The 21,424-nt window shown below is 72.1% G+C and carries 28 protein-coding genes; 8 read left to right on the top strand and 20 right to left on the bottom strand.

Annotated features, from left to right (window positions below; genetic code table 11):
- Positions 1-152: 152 nt before the first annotated feature.
- Genes HET64_RS07245 through HET64_RS07265 form a run of 5 tightly spaced genes read left to right on the top strand, consistent with a single transcriptional unit; the run spans position 153 to position 5,275 of the window.
- Positions 153-1,520, top strand: a complete 1,368-nt coding sequence (locus HET64_RS07245; RefSeq protein WP_215103219.1) for a sugar ABC transporter substrate-binding protein — start codon at positions 153-155, stop codon at positions 1,518-1,520.
- On the top strand, positions 1,517-2,482 hold the full coding sequence (locus HET64_RS07250; protein ID WP_215103220.1) for a carbohydrate ABC transporter permease: 966 nt from the start codon (positions 1,517-1,519) through the stop codon (positions 2,480-2,482). The genes HET64_RS07245 and HET64_RS07250 overlap by 4 nt, the downstream gene beginning before the upstream one ends.
- Positions 2,479-3,357 (top strand): carbohydrate ABC transporter permease, encoded by an 879-nt coding sequence (locus HET64_RS07255; RefSeq protein WP_215103221.1) that lies wholly within the window; start codon positions 2,479-2,481, stop codon positions 3,355-3,357. The genes HET64_RS07250 and HET64_RS07255 overlap by 4 nt, the downstream gene beginning before the upstream one ends.
- Complete coding sequence (locus HET64_RS07260; protein ID WP_215103222.1) at positions 3,354-4,343, top strand: zinc-dependent alcohol dehydrogenase family protein; 990 nt, start codon at positions 3,354-3,356, stop codon at positions 4,341-4,343. Before HET64_RS07255 ends, HET64_RS07260 begins: the two co-directional genes overlap by 4 nt.
- Positions 4,340-5,275: a PfkB family carbohydrate kinase gene (locus HET64_RS07265; protein ID WP_215103223.1), complete on the top strand. Its 936-nt coding sequence runs from the start codon at positions 4,340-4,342 to the stop codon at positions 5,273-5,275. Before HET64_RS07260 ends, HET64_RS07265 begins: the two co-directional genes overlap by 4 nt.
- A 360-nt stretch (positions 5,276-5,635) precedes the next feature.
- Here the strand turns inward: HET64_RS07265 and HET64_RS07270 are convergent, their stop codons facing one another.
- The 6 genes from HET64_RS07270 to HET64_RS07295 form a co-directional block, all read right to left on the bottom strand.
- On the bottom strand, positions 5,636-6,064 hold the full coding sequence (locus tag HET64_RS07270) for a DUF4190 domain-containing protein (protein ID WP_215103224.1): 429 nt from the start codon (positions 6,062-6,064) through the stop codon (positions 5,636-5,638).
- Between the two features lie 95 nt (positions 6,065-6,159).
- The gene (locus HET64_RS07275; protein ID WP_215103225.1) at positions 6,160-6,717 is read right to left on the bottom strand and encodes an FABP family protein; all 558 of its coding nucleotides are present in this window, start codon (positions 6,715-6,717) and stop codon (positions 6,160-6,162) included.
- A 544-nt stretch (positions 6,718-7,261) separates the two neighbouring features.
- Positions 7,262-7,540 (bottom strand): hypothetical protein, encoded by a 279-nt coding sequence (locus tag HET64_RS38825; RefSeq protein WP_251144923.1) that lies wholly within the window; start codon positions 7,538-7,540, stop codon positions 7,262-7,264.
- Positions 7,541-7,607: 67 nt separating this feature from the next.
- Positions 7,608-7,826, bottom strand: coding sequence for an MbtH family protein (locus HET64_RS07285; RefSeq protein ID WP_308369884.1), 219 nt, complete (start codon positions 7,824-7,826; stop codon positions 7,608-7,610).
- Positions 7,827-7,990: 164 nt separating this feature from the next.
- Positions 7,991-8,140, bottom strand: a complete 150-nt coding sequence (locus tag HET64_RS07290; RefSeq protein ID WP_251144924.1) for a hypothetical protein — start codon at positions 8,138-8,140, stop codon at positions 7,991-7,993.
- A gap of 247 nt (positions 8,141-8,387) precedes the next feature.
- The gene (locus HET64_RS07295) at positions 8,388-9,281 is read right to left on the bottom strand and encodes a siderophore-interacting protein (protein WP_215103227.1); all 894 of its coding nucleotides are present in this window, start codon (positions 9,279-9,281) and stop codon (positions 8,388-8,390) included.
- A 151-nt stretch (positions 9,282-9,432) separates the two neighbouring features.
- Between HET64_RS07295 and HET64_RS07300 the strand changes: the two genes are divergently transcribed.
- A complete protein-coding gene (locus HET64_RS07300) occupies positions 9,433-10,461 on the top strand; it encodes a S66 peptidase family protein (RefSeq protein WP_215103228.1) in 1,029 nt (342 codons plus the stop codon).
- Between the two features lie 34 nt (positions 10,462-10,495).
- Positions 10,496-11,440: a class A beta-lactamase gene (gene bla / locus HET64_RS07305; protein WP_215103229.1), complete on the top strand. Its 945-nt coding sequence runs from the start codon at positions 10,496-10,498 to the stop codon at positions 11,438-11,440.
- A 36-nt stretch (positions 11,441-11,476) separates the two neighbouring features.
- On the opposite strand, the gene HET64_RS07310 is transcribed toward bla, so the two are convergent.
- The 3 genes from HET64_RS07310 to HET64_RS07320 form a co-directional block, all read right to left on the bottom strand.
- Positions 11,477-12,040: a DJ-1/PfpI/YhbO family deglycase/protease gene (locus HET64_RS07310; protein WP_215103230.1), complete on the bottom strand. Its 564-nt coding sequence runs from the start codon at positions 12,038-12,040 to the stop codon at positions 11,477-11,479.
- A gap of 109 nt (positions 12,041-12,149) precedes the next feature.
- A complete protein-coding gene (locus tag HET64_RS07315) occupies positions 12,150-13,241 on the bottom strand; it encodes a glutamate--cysteine ligase (protein WP_215103231.1) in 1,092 nt (363 codons plus the stop codon).
- 30 nt (positions 13,242-13,271) lie between these two features.
- Positions 13,272-13,499, bottom strand: a complete 228-nt coding sequence (locus HET64_RS07320; RefSeq protein WP_215103232.1) for a DUF5133 domain-containing protein — start codon at positions 13,497-13,499, stop codon at positions 13,272-13,274.
- A 335-nt stretch (positions 13,500-13,834) separates the two neighbouring features.
- On the opposite strand from HET64_RS07320, the gene HET64_RS07325 reads away from it, so the two are divergent.
- The gene (locus tag HET64_RS07325; RefSeq protein ID WP_215103233.1) at positions 13,835-14,083 is read left to right on the top strand and encodes a hypothetical protein; all 249 of its coding nucleotides are present in this window, start codon (positions 13,835-13,837) and stop codon (positions 14,081-14,083) included.
- 105 nt (positions 14,084-14,188) lie between these two features.
- Here HET64_RS07325 and HET64_RS38830 read toward each other — a convergent pair whose 3' ends face one another.
- The 11 genes from HET64_RS38830 to HET64_RS07375 all read right to left on the bottom strand — a co-directional run bounded on the left by HET64_RS38830 (position 14,189) and on the right by HET64_RS07375 (position 21,414).
- Positions 14,189-14,317: an LPFR motif small protein gene (locus HET64_RS38830; RefSeq protein WP_251144925.1), complete on the bottom strand. Its 129-nt coding sequence runs from the start codon at positions 14,315-14,317 to the stop codon at positions 14,189-14,191.
- Positions 14,318-14,497: 180 nt separating this feature from the next.
- A complete protein-coding gene (locus HET64_RS07330; RefSeq protein WP_003964323.1) occupies positions 14,498-14,701 on the bottom strand; it encodes a cold-shock protein in 204 nt (67 codons plus the stop codon).
- Between the two features lie 233 nt (positions 14,702-14,934).
- Entirely contained in the window at positions 14,935-15,312 is a 378-nt protein-coding gene (locus tag HET64_RS07335; protein ID WP_215103234.1) for a DoxX family protein, read from the bottom strand.
- 66 nt (positions 15,313-15,378) lie between these two features.
- Positions 15,379-15,696: a hypothetical protein gene (locus tag HET64_RS07340; RefSeq protein WP_215103235.1), complete on the bottom strand. Its 318-nt coding sequence runs from the start codon at positions 15,694-15,696 to the stop codon at positions 15,379-15,381.
- Positions 15,693-16,133 (bottom strand): hypothetical protein, encoded by a 441-nt coding sequence (locus tag HET64_RS07345; RefSeq protein ID WP_215103236.1) that lies wholly within the window; start codon positions 16,131-16,133, stop codon positions 15,693-15,695. Before HET64_RS07345 ends, HET64_RS07340 begins: the two co-directional genes overlap by 4 nt.
- Before the next feature lies 1 nt (position 16,134).
- Positions 16,135-17,001, bottom strand: coding sequence for a hypothetical protein (locus HET64_RS07350; RefSeq protein WP_215103237.1), 867 nt, complete (start codon positions 16,999-17,001; stop codon positions 16,135-16,137).
- A 102-nt stretch (positions 17,002-17,103) separates the two neighbouring features.
- On the bottom strand, positions 17,104-17,502 hold the full coding sequence (locus tag HET64_RS07355; protein WP_215103238.1) for a DUF6221 family protein: 399 nt from the start codon (positions 17,500-17,502) through the stop codon (positions 17,104-17,106).
- A 94-nt stretch (positions 17,503-17,596) separates the two neighbouring features.
- Positions 17,597-18,052: a VOC family protein gene (locus HET64_RS07360; RefSeq protein ID WP_215103239.1), complete on the bottom strand. Its 456-nt coding sequence runs from the start codon at positions 18,050-18,052 to the stop codon at positions 17,597-17,599.
- Positions 18,053-18,055: 3 nt separating this feature from the next.
- Positions 18,056-19,708, bottom strand: a complete 1,653-nt coding sequence (locus HET64_RS07365; RefSeq protein WP_215103240.1) for an MFS transporter — start codon at positions 19,706-19,708, stop codon at positions 18,056-18,058.
- Between the two features lie 159 nt (positions 19,709-19,867).
- The gene (locus tag HET64_RS07370; protein ID WP_215103241.1) at positions 19,868-20,884 is read right to left on the bottom strand and encodes an NAD(P)/FAD-dependent oxidoreductase; all 1,017 of its coding nucleotides are present in this window, start codon (positions 20,882-20,884) and stop codon (positions 19,868-19,870) included.
- A complete protein-coding gene (locus HET64_RS07375; protein ID WP_215103242.1) occupies positions 20,881-21,414 on the bottom strand; it encodes an isoprenylcysteine carboxyl methyltransferase family protein in 534 nt (177 codons plus the stop codon). Before HET64_RS07375 ends, HET64_RS07370 begins: the two co-directional genes overlap by 4 nt.
- Positions 21,415-21,424 lie beyond the last annotated feature (10 nt).

Genomic DNA, 21,424 nt, shown 5'->3' on the forward strand with positions numbered 1-21,424 from the left:
CCACCCGCCCGCCGTACCGCCGGCCAACGCCTCCCGCATCCGCTGCGCACCACACCCCGCATCACCGCTCCCCCGCACCGCCGGGGCCTGGTTCGCCATGCCCGCCCGCAACGACCCGATCACCGAGCCGCTACGACTGATCAGGAGCCCCCATGCCCCATCCAGGACGCCGCAGCCGACCACGTGTACGCGGTCGGGCCTGCGCCGTGACCGCCGCACTGGCCCTGCTCGCCACCGGCTGCGCCGGAGCGGGCGGGACCTCCTTCGGCGGCGGCGACGCGCTGAACGTACTGATGGTGAACAACCCGCAGATGGTCGAACTGCAGAAGCTGACCGCGAAGCACTTCACGAAGGAGACCGGCATCAAGGTCCACTTCACGGTGCTGCCCGAGAACGACGTACGCGACAAGATCAGCCAGGACTTCTCCAACCAGGCCGGTCAGTACGACGTCGCCACCATCAGCAACTTCGAGCTGCCGTTCTTCGCGAAGAACGGCTGGCTGCACCCCCTCGACGACTACGCGAAGGCCGACACCGCCTTCGACCAGGAGGACATCCTCCAGCCCCTGCGGGAATCGCTGACCGCCGAGGACGGCAAGCTCTACGCCCAGCCCTTCTACGGCGAGTCGTCCTTCCTGATGTACCGCAAGGACGTCTTCGAGGAGCAGGGCCTCACCATGCCCGGGAAGCCGACCTGGGAGCAGGTGGCGAAGCTCGCCGAGCGGACGGACGGGGCGGAGCGCGGGATGAAGGGGATCTGCCTGCGCGGGCTCCCTGGCTGGGGTGAGGTCATCGCCCCGCTCACCACCGTCGTCAACACGATGGGCGGCACCTGGTTCACCGAGGACTGGGAACCGCGCCTGACCGCACCGGAGTTCAGGAAGGCGACCAAGTTCTACGTCGATCTGGTGCGGAAACACGGGGAGCTCGGCGCCCCGCAGTCCGGGTACGCCGAGTGCCTGAACAACATGACGCAGGGCAAGACCGCCATGTGGTACGACGCCACGGCGGGCGCCGGGTCCCTGGAGGCGAAGGGCTCCCCGGTGAAGGGGAAGATCGGGTACGTCCCCGCCCCGGTGGAGCGGACCAAGAGCTCGGGCTGGCTCTACACCTGGGCCTGGGGTCTGCAGAAGGCGTCCAAGAAGGCGGACGACGCCTGGAAGTTCGTGTCCTGGGCCTCCAGCAAGGAGTACGAGGAGCTCGTCGGGGCCACCAGCGGCTGGTCCAACGTGCCCGCCGGCAAACGGGCCTCCACCTACGCCAACCCCGACTACCGGGCGGAGGCCGGCGCGTTCGCGGACGTCACCGAGCGGGCGATCTCGGAGGCCGATCCGAAGAATCCGGGCACCCAGCCCCGCCCGACGGCGGGCATCCAGTTCGTCGGCGTACCGGAGTTCACCGACCTGGGCACCCGGGTGGCGCAGGAGATCAGCGCCGCCATCGCGGGCCGCCAGTCGGTGGACGCCGCGCTCGCCGCCTCCCAGAAGCTGGCCGAGAAGGTAGCGGAGGAGTACCGATGACCGTCACCGCAACCAGAGAGACCACGCCGTCCCCGCAGGCTCCGGCCAAGAAGCCGGGCGGCGGCGGCAGGCGGCGCGCCTGGGCGACCCGCGCTCCCCTGCTGCCGGCGCTGGTCTTCCTGATCGCCGTCACCCAGCTGCCCTTCGTGGCAACGCTGGTGATCTCGCTCTTCGACTGGAACTCCCTCAAGCCGGAGAAGCGCCACTTCACCGGGGTCTCCAACTACGCCTCCGTCTTCACCGACGAGGCGTTGCGCGAATCGGTCGTGACGACCGTGGTCCTCACCGCGTCCGTCGTGATCGTCAGCGTCGTGCTGGGGCTCCTCTTCGCGCTGCTGCTGGACCGTGCCTTCTTCGGCCGGGGGTTCGTGCGCACCCTGCTGATCACCCCGTTCCTGCTGGTGCCGGTCTCCGCCGCGCTGCTCTGGAAGCACGCGCTCTACAACCCCGAGTACGGGCTGTTCAACGGGGCGCTCACCTGGTTCGGCGAGCTGTTCGGCATCGAGTCGATCGCGCAGCCGGAGTGGACGTCCCAGATGCCGCTGATCGCCATCGAGGCGTCGCTCGTGTGGCAGTGGACGCCGTTCATGATGCTGATCCTGCTGGCCGGGCTGCAGAGCCGGCCGGCCGAGATCATGGAGGCCGCGCGGCTGGACGGGGCCGGGCCCTGGCAGATATTCCGTTACCTGACCCTGCCCCATCTGCGCCGCTACCTCGAACTCGGCATCCTGCTCGGGTCCGTGTACATCGTGCAGAACTTCGACGCGGTGTTCACGATCACCTCCGGCGGTCTGGGCACCGCCAACCTCCCGTACACCGTCTACGAGACCTTCTACCGGGCCCATGAGTACGGGCTGGCGTCGGCGGCGGGCGTGGTCGTGGTGATCGGCACGATCGTCATCGCCACCTTCGCGCTCCGGACGGTCTCCTCCCTCTTCCGTGAGGAGGCGAGCCGCGCATGAGCGCCTCGACCGCGACATCCGCATCCGCATCCGTCAACGCCGCTACGCGGAAGGCCCGCCGGCGCTCCGCCGCCCTGGGCGTGGCCGCCTGGGTCGTGGGGATCGGTTTCTGTCTGCCCGCCCTGTGGATGGTGCTGACGTCCTTCCACGCGGAGGCCGACGCCGCGACCAACCCGCCGTCGATCGCCGCCGCGCTGACGCTGGACGGCTATCGCACCTTCTTCGGCGGCGGAGGCGGCCCGACGCCGTGGCCCCCGCTGGTCAACTCGCTCGCGGCCTCGTTCTTCTCGACCGTGCTGGTGCTGCTGCTCGCGCTTCCGGCCGCGTACGCGCTGTCCATCCGGCGGGTCCGCAAGTGGACGGACGTGATGTTCTTCTTCCTGTCCACCAAGATGCTGCCGGTGGTCGCCGGGCTGCTGCCGGTGTACCTGTTCGCGAAGAACACGGGGCTGCTGGACAACATCTGGCTGCTGGTCCTCCTCTACACCTCGATGAACCTGCCGATCGCGGTGTGGATGATGCAGTCCTTCCTCGCGGACGTCCCCGTCTCGATCATCGAGGCGGCGCAGGTCGACGGGGCCCGGCTGCCGACGGTGCTGCGCCGTGTCGTCGCCCCGGTCGCCGGTCCCGGCATCGCCGCGACCGCCCTGATCTGCTTCATCTTCAGCTGGAACGAGCTGTTGTTCGCACGGGTGCTGACCGGCGTCGTCGCCGGGACCGCACCCGTCCATCTGACCACCTTCGTCACCAGTCAGGGCCTCTTCCTCGCCCAGCTGTGCGCGGCGTCCGTGGTCGTGTCCCTGCCGGTGCTCGTCGCCGGCTACGCCGCCCAGGACAAACTCGTCCAGGGCCTCTCTCTGGGAGCAGTCAAATGAGGGCAGCCATCGTCGAAGCCCCCGGCAAGGTCTCCGTGACCACCGTCCCGGACCCCACGCCCGGCCCCCGCGACGTGGTGGTCAAGGTGGCGTCGTGCGGGTTGTGCGGCACCGATCTCCACATCCTCCAGGGCGAGTTCGCTCCGACGCTGCCGATCGTGCCCGGGCACGAGTTCGCCGGGGAGGTCGTCGGGCTCGGTACGGACGTCACGGAGCTGTCCGTCGGCGACAAGGTGGCCGTGGATCCCTCACTGCACTGCCACGAGTGCCGCTACTGCCGTTCGGGCCGGGGCAACCTCTGCGACAACTGGGCGGCGATCGGCGTCACCGTGCCCGGGGGCGCGGCCGAGTTCGCGGTGGCGCCCGTCGCCAACTGCGTACGCCTGCCGGAGCACATCGACGTCCGGGACGCGGCGCTGATCGAGCCGCTGTCCTGCGCGGTGCGCGGGTACGACGTGCTCAACGGGAATCTCGGGGCCCAGGTGCTGATCTACGGGTCGGGGACCATGGGGCTGATGATGCTGGAGCTGGCCAAGCGCACCGGCGCGGCGTCGGTGGACATGCTGGACGTCAACGCCCAGCGGCTGGCCACCGCGACGACCCTGGGCTGCACGGGCGCGGCGGCCCGTGCCGATGAGCTGGACCGTCCGGGCGGCTGGGATGTCGTCATCGACGCCACGGGCAATGCCGGGGCCATCCAGGACGGTCTGGGGAGGGTCGCCAAGGGCGGTACGTTCCTCCAGTTCGGGGTCTCCGACTACGCCACCACCGCGGTGATCGAGCCGTACCGGATCTACAACCAGGAGATCACCATCACCGGTTCGATGGCGGTCCTGCACAGTTACGAGCGGGCGGCGGCGCTCTTCGCGAGCGGAGTTCTGGACGCGTCGGTGTTCATCAGTGACCGGCTGCCGCTGGAGCAGTATCCGCAGGCCATCGAGCGCTTCCAGGCGGGGATCGGCCGCAAGATCGTGGTGGAGCCGTGACGGATTCCGTGCCTTCGCCCGCCGCGGATCCCGGTTCCGTGCTCGTGCTCGGTGAGGCGCTGGTGGATCTGGTGCCGGCCGACGGTGACGCCGGGATCCGGGCGGCCCAGCCGGGCGGCGCGCCCGCCAACGTCGCGGTGGGCCTGGCCCGCCTCGGCGGGCGGCCGTCCTTCGTCGGCGGGCTCGGCGACGACGCCTTCGCCCGGAGCATCGAGGCATGGCTGACCGGTGCGGGTGTCGATCTCTCACTGAGTGGCCGGTCGTCGCTGCCGACGGCGCTCGCGGTGGCCGACCCGGGCGAGCACGGGAACACGTACCGCTTCCACCTCGGTGACACGGCGACCTTCGAGCTGCCCGACCGGACGGCGGAGGCGGCGCGTTTCGGCGCGGTGTACGTGGGCGGGCTCGCCGCGGTCGTGCAACCGGCGGCCGGTGTCGTGGCCGCCACCGCGCGGGCCGCCGCCGGCGCGGGTCTCCTCGTGGTGGACCCCAATGTGCGCGAGGACCGCACCCTGGACCCCGTGCGGAGCCTCGGCCGGCTCCGCGAGCTGTGCTCTCTGGCTCGGGTCGTGAAGGCGAGCGACGAGGATCTGGCGCGCCTGTGGCCGGACGCGGCACCGGAGGCGAGCTGCCGGGAGCTCGCCGCGGAGGGGCGGCTGGTGGTGATGACCCGGGGGCCGGAGGGCGCCACCGCGTACGTCCATGACGCCCCCGCGGTCTCTGTCCCGGCCCTGCCGGTGCGGGTCGTGAACACCATCGGCGCGGGTGACGCGTTCATGGCGGGGATGCTGACCTGGCTGGGGGCCGAGGCGGGCTGGGATCCGGCGCTGTCCGCCGAGGGGACGAAGGAGATGCTGGAGTACGCGGCCGGGACGGCCGCTTCGGTCTGCGCCAGGGCGGGAACGGAGCCCACGGCCCCGCTCGGGGTGTGAACCCGGCACGGATCGGGCATCAGCATGAGGACCCGAGTTCCGCACGGCCCTCCCCCGGCCCACGGAAACCGCCGCGGCCCCACCGGGCTCCTCCGCCCGGTGGGGCCGCGGCGTCGCCTCAGCTCTGGGGACGCCTGCCGTGGTTCGCGGCGTTCTTGCGGCGGGCCTTCTTCTTACGACGTCGCTTCGATGACATCGAACCCTCCTTCTCTCTGCTCTGACTTCCGTTGCGGGCGGTCCACCGGGCGGTGCGGCCCGGCGATCACCGGGCCGCCTACCCAGGGACACCGTGGCAAACACCTGGTGCGGGTGCAACCGGCGGCGCGCCGCCGGGCGGGCAGGAACAGGTGTGCGGATCCGTCAGTTGGTCAGCTCGTCGATGAAGTCCTCCGCGCACCGGTCCTCGGCCGCCTGGCCGTTGGCCCGGTTCATGCAGTCCTCAAGGTTCTTGAACTCCTGGGAGTCGAACACCGAGACGGCCACCACGAGAACGATCACGGAACCGATGAGCCCGAGCGCCCCGAACGCGGCGCCGACTATCGCCATCACCCGGCGCGGCGCGCGGCCCTGGCGGGTACGGAGCGCGGCGATGATCCCGAAGACGACGGCGAGCAGACCGAGCAGCAGCCCGCCCACCACGGTCCAGAAGAACAGGCAGGCGATCAGGCCGAGCACGAGTGCGGCGACCGCGAATCCGTTCGTCCGGGCGGGCGCCTGGCCGCCGTAGGGGTCGTGGTCGGCGGCGGGCTGCCCCGGGTACGGGGAATCCGGGTACGAGGGAAGGGACATCGGGGAGGTGCTCCTGTTCTCCTGGCTTCCCGTCCACCTGCCCGGTGGGCCGTCCGCCATGCACGTCCTTGGTCACACTCCGGCAACGAGAGGCCCTAAATGCCCTGGCCAGGAGCTTCCCGGCGGAGCCGCGCCGACAGGTGGTGCTGGAGTGGCCGGCCGACCGCCGCGAGGTCGTGGACGAAGGCGAGCGTGTCCTGATCCGTCAGGGTGTAGCGGCGCCGGGTCGCGTCGACCTCCTTGGCCGTCGAGGCGAGGGACACCCGCTCGGTGGCGAGGTCGACGGCGCCGTCGCGGGCGTGGCCGACCGAGATCTCCGCGATGCCGGTGGGCTGGGTGATCAGGGCCTCCACCCGCCCGTCCGGCTGCAGGCGCCACCATCCGGTCTCGCGGGCGGACGGACGCAGGGGCTGCCCGTCCGCGTCGAGCAGCCAGGCCCGGGCCTCGTACGCGAGGAAGGGCCGCCCGTCGTGGCTGAACGTGACCTCCTGCGCGTAGGTGAAGTCCGCGTCCAGGGTCGGGTATCCGCCGCTGCCCGTGCCCCGCCAGGTGCCGATGTAGTCGGTCACCGGGGCGAGCAGCGGATGCGGCGCGGGAGAAGCTCCGGGGCGGAGGGAGTCGGGGAAGGGGAGTGCGGAGACGGGGTCGTGCATGCGGGTGCGCTCCTGGGGTCGGTGCCGGTACAGGGTCGCAGCCTAGGGGGTGCCCGGTGAGTACGGAGGCGGCCCCGCACGCGGGTGTGCGGCCGACGGTGGCGGGCTCAGTTGTGGGCGGGCAGGGCGTTCTCGTCGAGGCGGATGGTGCGGGGAAGCCGTTTGACGGCGGCTTCCCGGTGGGCGATGACGATGAGGGCGGGCGAGACCGATCAGGAACAGGCTGCGCTGACTGCGCCGGGCAGCGCGACAGCGCCGTTCGCAGTCGGCGAGGAAACGATCGCGCCAGAAGCCGATGCCGCCACCGGTCTGGAGCATCTCGCGGGACTGCACGAGTTCGCGTTAGGTCGTCGCGACGGTGCCGGCGGCGAAGGCCGGGTCGGCGGCCTTCTTGGACAGCCGGTCGTTCTCCCAGGCGATACGGAGCCGGCTGCCGCGCCTCGCCTCGATGGCCGGCCCGACGTGCGTGCCCTCACAGGTCCACAGCCGGGTGTACGGGAGGCTGCGCGGTGGAGGCGCACGCGGGCCGAGCGCATCGTGACGGTCAGGTCCCCTCGCGGCCGCGGATCACCCGGGGCACGGGAAGCGGGTCCAGGAAGGGCACGAGGTCCGTCGCCGCCTTCGCCGCGCGGGCGACGCGCTCGGTGGCGGCGGCGCTGAGCCGGGGCCCGGCCTGCCCGGCCTCGCGCACGGCCTCGGGCAGGCCGTCGAACGGGGCGCCCAGGGCCGCCGTGATCAGGGCGGACCGCGGTGGCGCGGTGGCGGTCACGGCACGGCCGGATCCGCCGGGGAGGGCGAGTCCGCTGTCGAGCGCCGCCCCCACGCCGGCCGCGCCGGCTCCGACGAGGAACCCCCGGCGGGCGACCAGGCCCGACAGCGCGGGGGAGTTCTCACGTGGGATCGGCCGCCATGCTCTCTATCAGGCTCTTCGGCCGCAGATCGGTCCAGTTCCGCTCGACGTAGTCCAGGCAGGCCTGGCGACTGTCCTCCGGATGGGCCACGGTCCATCCGGAGGGAACCTCGGCGAACGCGGGCCACAAGGAGTGCTGTCCTTCGTCGTTGACGAGCACCAGGTAGGCGCCGTCCTCGTCCTCGAACGGATTGGTCACCGCAACCTCCATCCAATTAGGCAAGGCTATCTTTACTTGATCGCCAGCGACCTTACCCATCCGCTCCGCGGTTGACTCACCGAATCTCACAGCTCTCTTGTTCATCACCGGTTTTGATGGCTTGAAATCAGCGCCCTGGACGCCTCAACGCCCGGGGCGCCCTCTCACGCGGTACCGGTGCCGCGCCGCTCGAACAGCACCCAGCCCAGGTACGCACCGCCCAGCACAGCGGCGTTGACACCCGCCGGCAGCAGGTTGTCGCGCTGCGACTCCTCCACGAGGTGGACCCATCCGACCTGCCGGTCGGTCCACACGAGAACGGAGAAGAACTGGCTGGATGCCGTGGGCCCTCCCCTGCTCGCCAGGACCGAGAGCCTCCGCTGTCATCGCGGCGGCGCAGCACGCCGCCAACCAGCCTGTTCCACAGGTCGAATGACTGGTTCGAGCGAAACGGAACCCCCGCGGAGCAAGGCGGCCTTGCCCCCGATGGAGTCGGTTGAGGAGGCCGGTCCGGCGGGGCGACGACGCGGCCGCCCCGCCGGGCCCGGAACACGGGCCCGGTCAGAGCCCGAGGTCACTCAGGCGGGCCTCGTAGCGGATGGTGAGGTCCTCGGAGTCGCCGGCCGGGTTGTCCCAGAGGGCCTCCAGCTCGGAGCGCACGGCGTCGGGCAGCGCCTCGTACCGCTCGGACCAGGTGTCGGAGTTCGGTATCCAGTAGCCGACGACCTTGAAGCGGTCCGCCGGGAGCCCGAGGTCACGACGGAGGTAACGGCGCACCGAACGCAGGGCGTTGGTCTCCCCCGCGACCCAGACGTATCCGCCCGCGAGGTCCGTGCCGGGCGGTACGGCCGCGGCCACCAGGTCGGCCAGGCGGCTCGGGCCGTGGCCGTTCCCACCGTACGTCCAGGTCACCTTGGAGTCGGAGGGCTCCCGCAGAGGCAGCACGGCCGAGGGCGCGGGCGCCTCCAGCACCACCCGGGTCCTGACATGGTCCGGCGTGTTCTCCAGCAGACGGGCGGCGGCGGGCAGACCGGTCTGGTCGGCGACCAGCACCTGCCAGGAGAGATCGGCCGGGGGGCTGTAGAGGCCGGTGGGGTCGTTGACGCCCACGACGTCCCCGGGCCGCGCCTCGGCGGCCCAGCCGGAGGCCACGCCACCCTCGTGCAGCACGAAGTCGATGTCGACCTCGCCCGCCTCGGGGCGCACGGCGCGGATCGTGTACGTGCGCATCGGCGCGACGGGCTGCCCCTCGGGGGTCTCCCACCCGCCCTGCTCGGTCGTCCGGGGCAGGGAGACGTCGGTGCGGTCCGGGCCGTGCGGAAGGAAGATCCGCACGTACTCGTCACCGACTCCGGTGGTCGTGAAGCCCGCCAGACCGTCCCCGTGGAGCGTGACGCGGGTCATGGTCCCGGTGAGCTGCTGCACCCGGGCGACGACGGCTCGGTGGATCGTCATGGACTCTGCCCCTTCGTACGCGTGGTCGGCCTGAGCGCCTCGCCCGCCGGGACGAGAGAACCGAATTGACTTAGGTCAGCCTAACCTTCCATGGGTGCCGATTCGATACGGCATCGGTCATACGGCCGCGAGCCGTGCCACAATCCAGCGCATGCCTGTTCGATATCCACGCCCCATGCGGCCCGGCGACCGGGTCGGAATCACCTCACCGTCCAGCGGAGTTCCCGAGGACTTGCGCGAGCGGCTCGCCGTCGCGGTGCGCGATGTGGAGGCACGCGGGTACGAGGTCGTGACCGGCCGGTGCATGGACGGCGGCGGGCACGTCAGCGCGCCCGCGGCCGACCGGGCGGCAGAGTTGACGGCGATGCTGACGGACCCCGGCATCAGGGCCGTGGTTCCCCCGTGGGGCGGGGAGACCGCCATCGACCTGCTGCCCCTGCTCGACTGGGACCGGCTGCGCACGGCCGAACCCACCTGGCTGGTGGGCTACTCGGACATGTCGACCGTGATGGCACCGCTGACCCTCCTCACGGGGGCGGCGACCGTGCACGGGAACAACCTCATGGACACCCCCTACCGGGTGCCGGAGGGGCTGGTGTCCTGGCTCGACGTCGTCGCCGCGCCGCCGGGGCACCGGTTCACCCAGACTCCGCCGGAGCGGCACCGGGCCACGGGCTACGACGACTACGCGGAGCATCCGGACGTCCGCACGTTCACGCTCGACACCCCGGGCCGGTGGACGAGGCTGGACGGCGGCGGCGACGTGGACGTGGAGGGGCGGCTGATCGGCGGCTGCATCGAGATGCTGAGCAACCTCACCGGGACGCCGTACCTCGACACCTCTTCCTTCGCCCGGACCCATGCCCCGGATGGCCTCCTCGTGTACGTGGAGGCCGGCGGCCACGACGCGTTCACCATCTGCCGCAATCTGCACGGGATGCGGCTGGCCGGTTTCTTCGACGCGGCCAACGCCGTTCTCGTCGCCCGGACCTCGGCCCCGGACAGCGGCTCGCTCACCCAGCGTCAGGCGGTGCTGGAAGCCCTCGGACCGCTGAACGTGCCGATCGTCGCCGACGTCGAGTGCGGCCACGTGCAGCCGTACCTCCCCCTGGTCAACGGGGCGCGGGGCCGGGTCGTCCACACGGCGAAGCGCAGCGAGCTGACGCAGACACTGGACTGACCGCCGGACGGCACGGGAGCCCTAGCATGGCGGGATGAACCGACTGCCGAACCCCCACGCCCGGCGTTCCGTTCTCCGTCTGCTGGGCGGCGCCCTCGTGTCCGTGCCGCTCGCGGCCTGCGGCACGGAGACCGACTCCTCCTCGCCCTCGCCCGCCGGAACGGCGGCCGGCACGCCCTCGGCCGCTGCGCGGGACGCCGCGCGCGCCTTCGCGGCACTGGAGAAGGAGTACGCGGCGCGGCTCGGCGTGTACGCGGTCGACACCGGGACCGGGCGCGCGGTCGCCCACCGTGACGGGGAACGGTTCGCCTACGCCTCCACGTTCAAGGCGCTCGCGGCGGGGGCCGTGCTCCGCGAGCACGGGCTGGGCGGGCTGGAGCGGGTCGTGACGTACCGCCGTGAGGATCTGGTCGACCACTCCCCCGTCACCGAGAAGCACGTGGCCACCGGAATGAGCCTGGGCGATCTGTGCGACGCCGCCGTGCGCTTCAGCGACAACACCGCGGGCAATCTGCTGTTCGACGCGGTCGGCGGGCCCCGGAAGCTGCAGGCGGTGCTCGCGGAGCTGGGGGACGGTGCGACCCGGATGGAACGGCGGGAGACCGAGTTGAACGAGTGGACTCCCGGCGCCACGCGCGACACCAGCACGCCCCGCGCCCTGGCCGAGGATCTGCGGGCCTTCGTCCTGGGCGACGCCCTCGGCAGGCCCGAGCGGGCCCGGCTCACCCAGTGGCTCACCACCAACACCACCGGCGGCGAACTGATCCGGGCAGGGATCCCGAAGGGGTGGACCGTCGGCGACAAGACCGGGGCGGGCAGTACGTACGGGACGCGCAACGACATCGCCGTGGTGTGGCCGCCCGGCGCGGCGCCGCTGGTGCTGGCGGTGCTCTCCAACCGGACGGACGCGGACGCCGACTACGACAACACGCTGATCGCGAAGGCGGCGTCCGCCGCCGTCGCCGCCCTGACCGGATAGCGGGCCACGGGCGGCGGGACCCGGCGAGTGAGCGGCTCAGGACTCGTCGAGCACGGCGTCGATCTCGCCGAGGAAGTCGTCCAGGTCGCCGGGGTTCCTGGAGGTGATCAGCGGCCAGCCGGAGGCGTCGTCGCGGACCACCGGCTTGTCGACCCAGGTGCCGCCCGCGTTGGTGATGTCGGTCCGCAGCGACGCGTACGAGGTCAGCGTCTTGCCCCGGACGTAGCCGCCCTCGACCAGCGCCCACGGCCCGTGGCAGATGGCGGCCACCGGCCGGCCGGAAGCGGCGAACGAGCTGACGATCCGGGTGGTGGCGTCCTCCAGCCGCAGCGAGTCGGCGTTCAGCGTGCCGCCGGGGACCAGCAGCAGGTCGTACGCGGCGGGGTCGACGTCGTCGAGCGTGAGGTCGGGCCGCACGGTCTCGCCGGGCTCCCGGTCGCCCACGAGGGTGCGGATCCCGTCGGCGGAGACCGCCGCGACGCTGACCTGCGCCCCGTGCCGGCGCAGGTGCCTCACGGGGACGACGAGTTCGTCCTGCTCGACCCCGTAGTTGGTGACGATGGCCAGGATCCGGCGGTCGTCGAGAGCGGTGGTGGACATGGACTGCTCCGTTCCTGTGGTGTCGTTCGTCCGTCGCCGTTCGTGCGGTCGTGTCGTGGCGGCGGATCCCTCGGGTCGTATCGGCGGGCCGGGCGCCGGCGGGGGCGGCTCATCCGGCCGTGATCCGGACGCATTCGGCGACGGTGTCGCGCAGGCTCCCTGTCCGCGCCAGGATCTCGCGCTGGATCCGTGACCCGTTCCCGCGCCGGCCCACGGCGGCCAGGGCCCGCTCCGCGGCCTCCAGGTCCCCGCTGTCCTCCAGGGCGTCCCGCACATGGTCCAGGAGGGCCCACAGGACGTCGGAGGCCGGCTCCGGGCGCAGGGTGCGGGGGTCGACCAGCCGGTCCTCCAGACCCGAACGGCCCGCCTGCCAGGAGGCCACCCGCAGCAGGGACGTGCTGACGTCCGGGGGTGGCTCACCGGCCCGCCACTCGCGTGCGGCCGTGTCCACCAGCCCTCGTACCAGCGTGGCCAGCAGCACGGTGTCGGCCGGGTCCAGGCAGACGTCCGCGATCCTGACCTCCACGGTGGGGTAGCGGTACGAGAGGCGCGCGTCGAAGTAGACCATCCCCTCGTCCCGGAGCACCCCGGTGCCGACCAGGGACCGCACCCGGGCGTGGTACCCCTCCGCGGAGCCGTGGACGTCCACCGGGCCGGCGGACGGCCAGCGCCCCCACACCTGGCTCCGGTAGCTGCTGTACCGGCTGTCCTGCCCCTGCCAGAACGGGGAATTGGCGCTCAGGGCGAGCAGGACGGGCAGCCAGCGGCGCATCCGGTCGAGCACGGCGACGCCCTCCTCGTCCGAGGCCACCGAGACATGGACGTGGCAGCCGCAGGTCAGCTGTTCCTGGGCGGTCAGGCCGAAGCGCTCGGCCAGCCACCGGTGCCGCTCCCCGGTGCCGATCTTCGGGCTGACCGGGAGCGGCGAGGTCGCCAGGGCCACGACCGACGCCCCGGCCTCGGCGGCGTGCCGTATCGCCTCGGTGCGCCACCGGTGGACCGACGCGGCGAGTTCAGCCATGTCCGCGCAGGGGTGCGTGGAGAACTCCACCTGCTGGCGGTGTAGTTCCGACTCAAAGGCCGACTCCCCGACCGCTTCCTTCTCGGCGATCGCCAGCACCGCCGAGGACAGGGCGCGGGCCTCTCCGCTCACCGCGTCGACCAACAGCAGTTCTTCCTCGACACCCACCGTACGGGCCACGGTGGCCTCCCCTCCCTCGGTCGACGGCGGTCAGGCGGAGAGGACGGAGTCGTCCTCGGGCCGGGCGCCGGGCAACTGGTGGCGGGCGGCGACCAAAGCGCTGTCGACGTCACCCGTGCCGGTCGACACGCACAGTGTGTATGCCACGTCGTCCATGCGCTGCCGGGCCTCCTCGCCGCCGCTCTCCGCGTGCAGCATGCGCAGTGCCTCGTACTGCTCGATCAGGTTGCGCAGTACCGTGGGGTGGGCCATCAGCATGCGGGGCATCCTTCCGCCGGAGTCGTCGAGTGGTGTCCTGCTCGCCCGGGTGGGCACCGCCCCGGGTACCCGCCCACGGGCAAGTCACACACCAGGGCACCGCGTCCGCCGCTCCGGTGCCGCGCGACGCGCCCCCGGCCGGTGGCCGGAGCTCCAATATGGCCGGGCGGCAAGGCCTCCGCATCTTCTCCGCCCCTCGCCCGGGCAGCCCCCGGGCCGGGGTCATGTGTCCCGGTCCTCATCGGACCCCAGGACTGCTTCGCCCGGCCGCGGGTACCCACCAGGACGCATCACTCGTCCCCGGTCGTACCGGGGCAGTACGGAAGGAAGCTCTCATGAACGACCGCAGGCCGGAAGGCACCGCCTACACCGGGGCTTCCGGCAGCCCGCCTCCCGTTCCGGCGGACATGCAGGACCAGCAGACGCAGGAGGGCGAGGACGCTCTCGACATACCGGTGCCGGACCGGGTGGCCCGCCAGGGCGGACAACCCGACCTGGACGAGGCCGGCGCCGGCCGGAACGCGCCGCGCAACGCGGGCGCGCACCCCGAATCGCATCCGACCCCGGACGAGTCGACGGGCTAGCCCCCGGTCGGCCCCGGGGCGTGCGCCCCGGGGAACCGTACGGCTCATCGCACACGGCATGCCCGTGCCCCGGCCCTTCGTGGGCCGGGGCACGGGCATGTGCGTTCAGTGGTGGCCGCGCGCGCTGCTCGACGCGCCGCCGAACAGCCTGGCCAGGGCCCGGAAGGGCAGCGTGACCACGGTGGCGATGGCTCCTCCGATGGAGCGGAGTACATCTGCGATGGCCTTGAACATGGGTCGCCCTCCATTCCCCCACAGACCTTCCGGAAGTTCCGGAACGATCGGTGCGAGATCCACCGCGTACCCGGCACGCACCGTCCCAATCGTGGTGGCGCCCGTCAGGAATCCATCCGGAACGCCCTGGAGCCCCGGAGCGCGGCCGCGCTCCGGGGCTCCGGGGTCGGTCAACCCGGGTCAGGCGGTGGTGATGTTCTCCGCCTGCGGGCCCTTCTGGCCCTGGGTGATGTCGAAGGTCACCGCCTGGCCTTCCTGGAGCTCACGGAAGCCGGTGGAGTTGATGTTGGAGTAGTGCGCGAAGACGTCGGGACCGCCGCCGTCCTGCGCGATGAAGCCGAAGCCCTTTTCCGAGTTGAACCACTTGACGGTTCCGCTGGCCATGCCCGTACCTCTCAGCAGTAAACGGATCCGCACCGCGCGGACCCGGAGGTGATCGCCCTGGTTCTCAGGCACTGCACAGCAAAACGCCCGCGCCAGGCGCGGGCAGGTACTGCGAACCACGACATCTGTCGGCGACGCTACACGGCGGGATCACTCCTCACCAGAGAGCAACGCCATTTTGCTGTGGATCAGCTTCGCGGTCACCGGCTCGTACCACACCGACTACGGTCCGTTCAGGGGCCGTCGGCGCCCCGGGCGACACCGCGCGCCCACAGGACCAGCGGCACCTGGAGGGGCAGCCGGGCACAGGCCGCGACCCGCTGCGGACGGGGCCGGTGACGCCAGTCGACGGCCATCTGCACATTGGCCGGAAACACACCGATGAAGAAGCCGGCGGTCGCCCGAGCGGCGGCCACCCGGGTCCGGGGGTGGGCCAGACCCGCGGCCAGGGCGAGTTCGACCACCCCGCTGGCGTACGTCCAGGTGCGGGGCCTTCCGGGCAGCATCCGGGGAACGGTGCTGTCGAAGGCCTTCGGGACGGCGAAGTGAAGTACCCCCGCTCCGCCCATGAACGCGGCGAGCAGGACGGCGGAACGCCTCTGGCGGGGCATGTGGCTCCTTCGGCAACGGGACTTACTTATGAGTAAGTTACGGGTTCCCGGCGCGCCGCGCACCCTTCAGGGCGCCAGCAGCCGCCAGAGCAGCAGCAGACCCACACCGCAGACGAGCAGTCCGGCGAGCAGGGCCAGCGCACCCCGCCGCACGTTGTCGGGCTGGAAGCCGCCGAGCACGCTGAAACACAGCCGCACGCCGTAGGCCACGGCCAGCGCCCCGCACACGGTGACGGCGAACCCGGCCGCGATGGCGTCCCACTGGTCCTCGAACGCCCGCTGATACGGTCCCGGCTTCCGGGTGGCCAGTACGTATCCGGCCGAGGTGAACAGGGCGGCGGGGAAGGCCACCAGGCCGAAGAAGAGGGTCAGCCGTCGGATCACCGGTACGACCCCCCGTCCACGGGGAAGCGGGAGAGACGTTCGCGGACCGACCGCTTCAGCCGTTCCTCCCACCGGTCCCGCTCCGCGACATGGGTGAACAGCTCCCGCATCCGGTTCACCTCCTCGATCATGGCGCGCTCCTCCTCCACGAACCGGCGGTTCAGCGGCCGTTCGATCCTCAGCAGGAGGGTGACGCACGCCGCGAGCGAGAGCGCGGCCACGGCCAGGCCGACCGCGGCGAGCAGGCCCCCCGGACCGCCGCCCGTGGCGGCGGCGATGGCCAGGAACCCCGGGATGAGCACCGCGAGGGAGGCCGACGCGATCCGCGGCCGGCGGACCCGCCGCCGGCGCGCGCTCAGGGCCTGGACGCCGGCCAGCCGCCGTTCCGCGGCCGCCAGGGTCCGCAGGAACGCCGCTCCACCGTCGATCGCGGCCATGTCAGTCCCCGTTCCGCTGTGTGATGAACGACTGGAGTTCCTGGCCGAAATGGGTGCGCAACGCGCCGATCTGCGCGTCGTCCAGTTGTGAGGTGCCCACGGGCAGCCCCGGGAGGTACTGGTGGCGGATGAGCCGGGAGGCCATCGGGAGGACGGACAGGCGCAGCGACGTCTCGTTCTCCAGGTCCCGCATGAGCGCGGCGAACGGGGACTCCCGGCGGGCCCGCCCCGGGATGTAGTGGTCGCGCGCCTCGTCGAGCCGGTCCCAGTACAGATCGCACTTGGAGACCGCGACGATCAGCCACCTCAGCCGTTTGGCCAGCTGCCCGTCGATGATCTCGTCGACCAGGAGGCGGAAGTCGGCCGCCTCCTTGCGGCGGTGCCAGTTCCGTACGGCTTCCTGGTCGACGTCGCCGTCGGCGGCGAGCGCCTCGTGGACGTCGCGCTGGGAGCCGCGCTGCCAGATCCTGTTGTGCCCCCAGCAGACGACGTGGACGATGCCGTGCGGGGACGCGTCGCCCCGCATCGTGTCCTGGAGGGCCCGTTCCCGCTGGGTGGACAGCTGACCGGGGATGACGGTGACGGCGGCCCGGGTGCGGTGGTTGCCGGAGCGCAGGACCGTGGCGTGCTTCTCGATGTCGGGGCTGCGGGAGCTGTCGCTGTCGCCCGTGCGGATGGACTGCGTCAGCGCGTCGTACAGGACGCTCTTGCCCGCCCCCGCCTCGCCGGTGACGGCGATGGGGTTGACCGAGAGGCCGAGCCGTCCGTGCAGGGTGGCCGCGGCGGCCCCGGCCACCGGGCCGCCGCCGTCCACCGCGTGCCGGACACTCTCCCACCGTGATCGGGTGTTCTCCCAGACGTCGGGCACGCGCGCAGCTCCCCCGGTAGGCCGATGGGGAGATGCTATCGATCAACTGGACCCGACGCACCGGCACTTACGTGATTCGCGGGCGGCCCGGGGATCCGGCTGCTATTGGATGAACCGGGGCAGCCAGCGGGCCTGGTAGTCGGGGTGGCCCGCGTACTCGGCGGCCAGTTGCCTCACGGCGAAGCCCAGGCCCACCGCACGGCCGGAGCGGAAGTCCTCGGCCGGACGGTCGGTGTCCAGATCGGCCACCTCGACGTACTCGCCGAGCATGACCCGGTTCGTCTCGATGCGCTCCAGGGTCCGCGCGGGGTCCTGGAGCGCGATGTGCTCGTCGAAGCCCCGCCCCCGCACCGTGAACGCCACCCCGCCGGTGCGGTCGTGGACCTCGCCCGGCACATCGGCCGGGCACCGCCATCGGTCCCCGCCGGCGGCCAGTGCGACGTGTTCCTCGTCGGCGAGCCGCGCCCGGACGAAGGCCACCATGTCTGCGTTGGCGCCCATTGGATGCCGCTCCCTTGCGCTGATGGATCTCTGCACTCGATACGGGGAGCATTCTGATGGACCGGACGCGGCGCGATCCACCTCCGCATCCGGTTCACCCCACCGTGTCCCCCGCGTTGCTCGCGGCCAGGTCGGCGAGGACCTTGTGCAGGGGTTCGGTCTTCCGGCGGCGGTACTCCTGCACCGCCCAGCCATTGCCGTCGGGGTCGGTGAAGTACATGAAGGTCGCCCCGTCGTCGGGGGTGTACCGCTGCGGCTCGGAGACCTCGACGCCCCGGCCGACGAGCTCGGCGTGCGCGGCGTCGATGTCGGTGACGCAGAGCTGGAGGCCGTGGTACGTGCCCGGCCGCGGGGTTCCGGTCGGGTTGGGCAGTCCGTCGGTGAGGGCGATCGAACAGCCGGATCCGGGTGGCGTCAGCTGGACGACGCGGGCGCCCGGCATCACCTCGTCGTCGAGGTCGACGTGGAAGCCGAGTCCGTCCCGGTAGAAGTCCCGGGCCCGGTCGATGTCGGTCACGGGCAGCACGATCACTTCGAGGGTCCAGTCCATGGGTCAGCTCCCTTTCGCGGGTCGGTCGGTGTCCGGGTCGCGCCCGGGCCGGTCCGGGCCGGTCCTGGGCTCGTCCGTCTCGCCTGCCCCCACGGCCACCCCGTCCGCGCCCGCGTCCCCGGCGATCGGCGTCGCGCCGCCCTGGAGGCGGGCCAGGTCGGTGGACCGGACCTGGATGACGAACAGGGCGACCAGAGCGGCGAGCACGGCGAAGCAGGCCGCCACGACGAAGGCGCTGGAGACCCCCGAGGTCAGGACCTGGTCGCCCCAGGGCCCCGGCAGCTGGCCGGTCCTGCGGAACTCCTGGAGCTGGGCGGGGGTGCCCTCCCGGAGGAATGCCGGCACCTGGTCGTCGGCCTCGTTCCGGCTGGCCGTGCCGAATGTCGTCACCAGGATCGACAGGCCCAGGGACCCGCCGACCTGCTGGGAGGCGTTCAGGGTGCCGGAGGCGGCGCCCGCCTCCTTCGGGGCGATGCCCGAGACCGCCATCAGGGTCAGCGACACGAACTGCATGCCCATGCCGAACCCGAACACGAGCATCGGGCCGAGGATCGAGCCGAGGTAGGAGCTGTGGACGTCGGTCAGCGTCAGCCAGCCGAGCCCCGCGGCAGCCAGCAGCGCGCCCACCACCATGAAGGGTTTGGGTCCCCAGCGGGGAAGCAGCTGCGAGGCCAGGCCGGCGCTGATCGCGATGACGACGCTCACCGGCAGGAAGGCGAGTCCGGCCCGCAACGGGCTGAATTCGAGGACGTCCTGGACGAAGAGGGTCAGGAAGAAGAACATTCCGAAGATCGCCGCGGAGAGGCACAGCATCATCGTGTAGGTGCCGGCCCGGTTGCGGTCGCGGAACAGTGCCAGCGGGGTGATGGGCTGTCTGGAGCGGCTCTCGATGGCGATGAACAGGCCGAGGAGCACCACGGCCGCGGCGAACGATCCCAGCGTGACGGTGTCGGTCCAGCCCTCCTCGGAGGCACGGATGAAGCCGTAGACCAGCAGCACCATGCCCGCTGTGGAGGTGAGGGCGCCCGCCACGTCGAAGTGGCCGGGACGGCGTTCGGACTCGGGGATGTACCGGGGGGCCGCGAGGGCGATCAGCAGGCCGATGGGGACGTTGACGAACAGCACCCAGCGCCAGTCGAGCCACTCCACCAGGACTCCGCCGGCCAGCAGACCGATCGCGCTGCCGCCCGCCGAGACGCCGGCGAACACCCCGAACGCGCGGTTGCGTTCGGGGCCCTCGCGGAAGGTGGTGGTGATCAGCGACAGAGCGGTGGGTGAGGCGATCGCGCCGCCGACGCCCTGGAGCGAGCGGGCGGCCAGCAACTGCCAGCCCTCCTGGGACAGTCCGCCGAGCAGCGAGGCGAAGACGAAGAGGAGCACGCCGAAGATGAAGACCCGGCGGCGGCCGAGGATGTCGCCGAGGCGTCCGCCGAGCAGCAGCAGACCGCCGAACGTCAGCGTGTACGCGTTGACGACCCAGGAGAGGTTCTCGGTGGAGAATCCCAGGTCCTTCTGCATGTGCGGCAGGGCGATGTTGACGATGGTGACGTCGAGCACCACCATCAGCTGGCACGAGGCGATGACCAGCAGTGCCAGTCCGCCCCGGTGCCGATCGGAGGTGGCCGTATCAGCGGGTGTCGCGTGGGAGCCCGTCATGGTGGGGGTCGTCTCTCGTGCCGAGGGCAGTGCGCCCGGTGAGGGCGGCCGGTCTCTGCGTCGGTCGGATGAACGCGGGCGTTCACCCGACCGACGTTATGCCGGAACCCGGAGCCCCGCCATTCGAGCGTCCGGCCGCCCGCGCGCGGGCGGCCGGATTCACTGGAGTGCGTGGACCGCGGTACGGAAGAGGGCGGGTGCCCGGTGGGCGGCGGCGACGATCAGCCGCCCCGAGGACGGATGGCCGGCGGCGCCCAGCAGGGCCGCGGTGAGCAGGCGGTAGCGTCGTGTGACCCGCGCCCAGCGCCGGGGGTAGTCCTCGGGCCGCCCGGCGACCAGGCAGTCGACCGCGGCCGTAGCGGTGGCCACCGCGAGGGCGATGCCCTCCCCGGTCAGGGCGTCCACGTAGCCCGCGGCGTCGCCGACCAGCAGGACGCGCCCGGCCCGTGGGCCCTGTGCCCGCTGGCGCAGTGGACCCGCCCCGCGTACGGGGGTGGGTCCGGGGCCGCACGCGAGCCGGGCGGCGAGAGTGGGGTAGGCGGCCAGATGCTGGTCGTAGGGGCGGCGGTCGCGGCTCAGGACGGCCACTCCCACCAGGCGATCGCCGACCGGGGTCACGTACGCCTCGCCGTGCCGGGACCAGTGCACCTCGACGTGGTCCGTCCACGGGGCGAGCGGGTAGTGGCGGCGCAGGCCGTAGCGTCCGGGCCCGGTGACGGGCCGGTCGAGGCCCAGGGCGCGGCGCAGCGGCGAGTGGAGCCCGTCGGCGGCGACGAGCCAGCGCGCGGTGAGTCCGGCGGCGGTGACGGTGTGCTCGTCCTGCCGGATCTCCCCCGCCTTCGCGGGGACGACGCGGACGCCGAGGGCGGCGGCCCGCTCGTGCAGGGCGGTGTGGAGTTCGGTGCGGCGGACACCCGCGCCGGGGCCGCCCCGGAAGTCCGCCTCCGCGCTGCGCCGGCCGTCGGTGTAGCGGATACCGCGCAGTTCGTGGCCGGTCACCCGTACGCCGAGGTCGCGCAGGGCCGCGACGCCGCCGGGCATGATGCCCTCGCCGCACGCCTTGTCGACGGGGGTGGTGCGCGGCTCGACCACCACCGCCTCCAGGCCCGCCGAAGCGGCCCGGATCGCGGCGGTCAGTCCGGCCGGTCCGCCGCCCACGACCAGGACGTCGATCACGCGGGTGCGTCCGCGGCCGGGAGGCGGGCGAGCGCCCCGTCCTCGCACCGGATCCGCACCACCATGAGCGCGGCGTTGAGGGCGGTGAAGACGAGGGCGGTCACCCAGGCCCCGTGGACCAGGGGCAGCGCGAGGCCTTCGGCCGCGACGGCGACGTAGTTGGGGTGGCTCAGCCACCGGTAGGGGCCGCCGGTGACCCGGGGAAGGCCGGGGACCACGATGACCCGGGTGTTCCAGCGGGGGCCGAGGGTGCGGATGCACCACCAGCGCAGCACCTGCGAGGCCACGACGACGGCGGCCATCGTCCAGCCGAGTACGGCTGGGAAAGGGCGTTCGGCGAACCGGACCTCCACCAGACAGCCGGCCAGGAGCGTGGTGTGCAGCGCGACCATCGCCGGATAGTGCCCGCGGCCCGATTCGACGCCGCCCCGGGCGAGGCTCCAGCGGGAGTTGCGGCGGGCCACGACGAGTTCGGCGAGGCGCTCGGCCGCGACGGCCAGCACCAGGAGGGTGTACCAGGTCGAGGTCATGGGGGTCTCT

Origin of the sequence: Streptomyces sp. McG3 (assembly GCF_018619185.1) — a bacterium.
Classification (GTDB): Bacteria; Actinomycetota; Actinomycetes; order Streptomycetales; family Streptomycetaceae; genus Streptomyces.

Coding starts and splice junctions, on each gene's coding strand:
- HET64_RS07275 (WP_215103225.1), bottom strand. CDS start 6,717: ATGCACGACCCCGTCTCCGCACTCCCCTTCCCCGACTCCCTCCGCCCC.
- HET64_RS07310 (WP_215103230.1), bottom strand. CDS start 12,040: ATGTCCACCACCGCTCTCGACGACCGCCGGATCCTGGCCATCGTCACC.
- HET64_RS07375 (WP_215103242.1), bottom strand. CDS start 21,414: ATGACCTCGACCTGGTACACCCTCCTGGTGCTGGCCGTCGCGGCCGAG.
- HET64_RS07295 (WP_215103227.1), bottom strand. CDS start 9,281: ATGACGATCCACCGAGCCGTCGTCGCCCGGGTGCAGCAGCTCACCGGG.
- HET64_RS38830 (WP_251144925.1), bottom strand. CDS start 14,317: ATGTTCAAGGCCATCGCAGATGTACTCCGCTCCATCGGAGGAGCCATC.
- HET64_RS07255 (WP_215103221.1), top strand. CDS start 2,479: ATGAGCGCCTCGACCGCGACATCCGCATCCGCATCCGTCAACGCCGCT.
- HET64_RS07355 (WP_215103238.1), bottom strand. CDS start 17,502: ATGGGCGCCAACGCAGACATGGTGGCCTTCGTCCGGGCGCGGCTCGCC.
- HET64_RS07245 (WP_215103219.1), top strand. CDS start 153: ATGCCCCATCCAGGACGCCGCAGCCGACCACGTGTACGCGGTCGGGCC.
- HET64_RS07320 (WP_215103232.1), bottom strand. CDS start 13,499: ATGCTGATGGCCCACCCCACGGTACTGCGCAACCTGATCGAGCAGTAC.
- bla (WP_215103229.1), top strand. CDS start 10,496: ATGAACCGACTGCCGAACCCCCACGCCCGGCGTTCCGTTCTCCGTCTG.
- HET64_RS07260 (WP_215103222.1), top strand. CDS start 3,354: ATGAGGGCAGCCATCGTCGAAGCCCCCGGCAAGGTCTCCGTGACCACC.
- HET64_RS07345 (WP_215103236.1), bottom strand. CDS start 16,133: ATGGCCGCGATCGACGGTGGAGCGGCGTTCCTGCGGACCCTGGCGGCC.
- HET64_RS07365 (WP_215103240.1), bottom strand. CDS start 19,708: ATGACGGGCTCCCACGCGACACCCGCTGATACGGCCACCTCCGATCGG.
- HET64_RS07335 (WP_215103234.1), bottom strand. CDS start 15,312: ATGCCCCGCCAGAGGCGTTCCGCCGTCCTGCTCGCCGCGTTCATGGGC.
- HET64_RS07330 (WP_003964323.1), bottom strand. CDS start 14,701: ATGGCCAGCGGAACCGTCAAGTGGTTCAACTCGGAAAAGGGCTTCGGC.
- HET64_RS07325 (WP_215103233.1), top strand. CDS start 13,835: ATGAACGACCGCAGGCCGGAAGGCACCGCCTACACCGGGGCTTCCGGC.
- HET64_RS07300 (WP_215103228.1), top strand. CDS start 9,433: ATGCCTGTTCGATATCCACGCCCCATGCGGCCCGGCGACCGGGTCGGA.
- HET64_RS07270 (WP_215103224.1), bottom strand. CDS start 6,064: ATGTCCCTTCCCTCGTACCCGGATTCCCCGTACCCGGGGCAGCCCGCC.
- HET64_RS07250 (WP_215103220.1), top strand. CDS start 1,517: ATGACCGTCACCGCAACCAGAGAGACCACGCCGTCCCCGCAGGCTCCG.
- HET64_RS07360 (WP_215103239.1), bottom strand. CDS start 18,052: ATGGACTGGACCCTCGAAGTGATCGTGCTGCCCGTGACCGACATCGAC.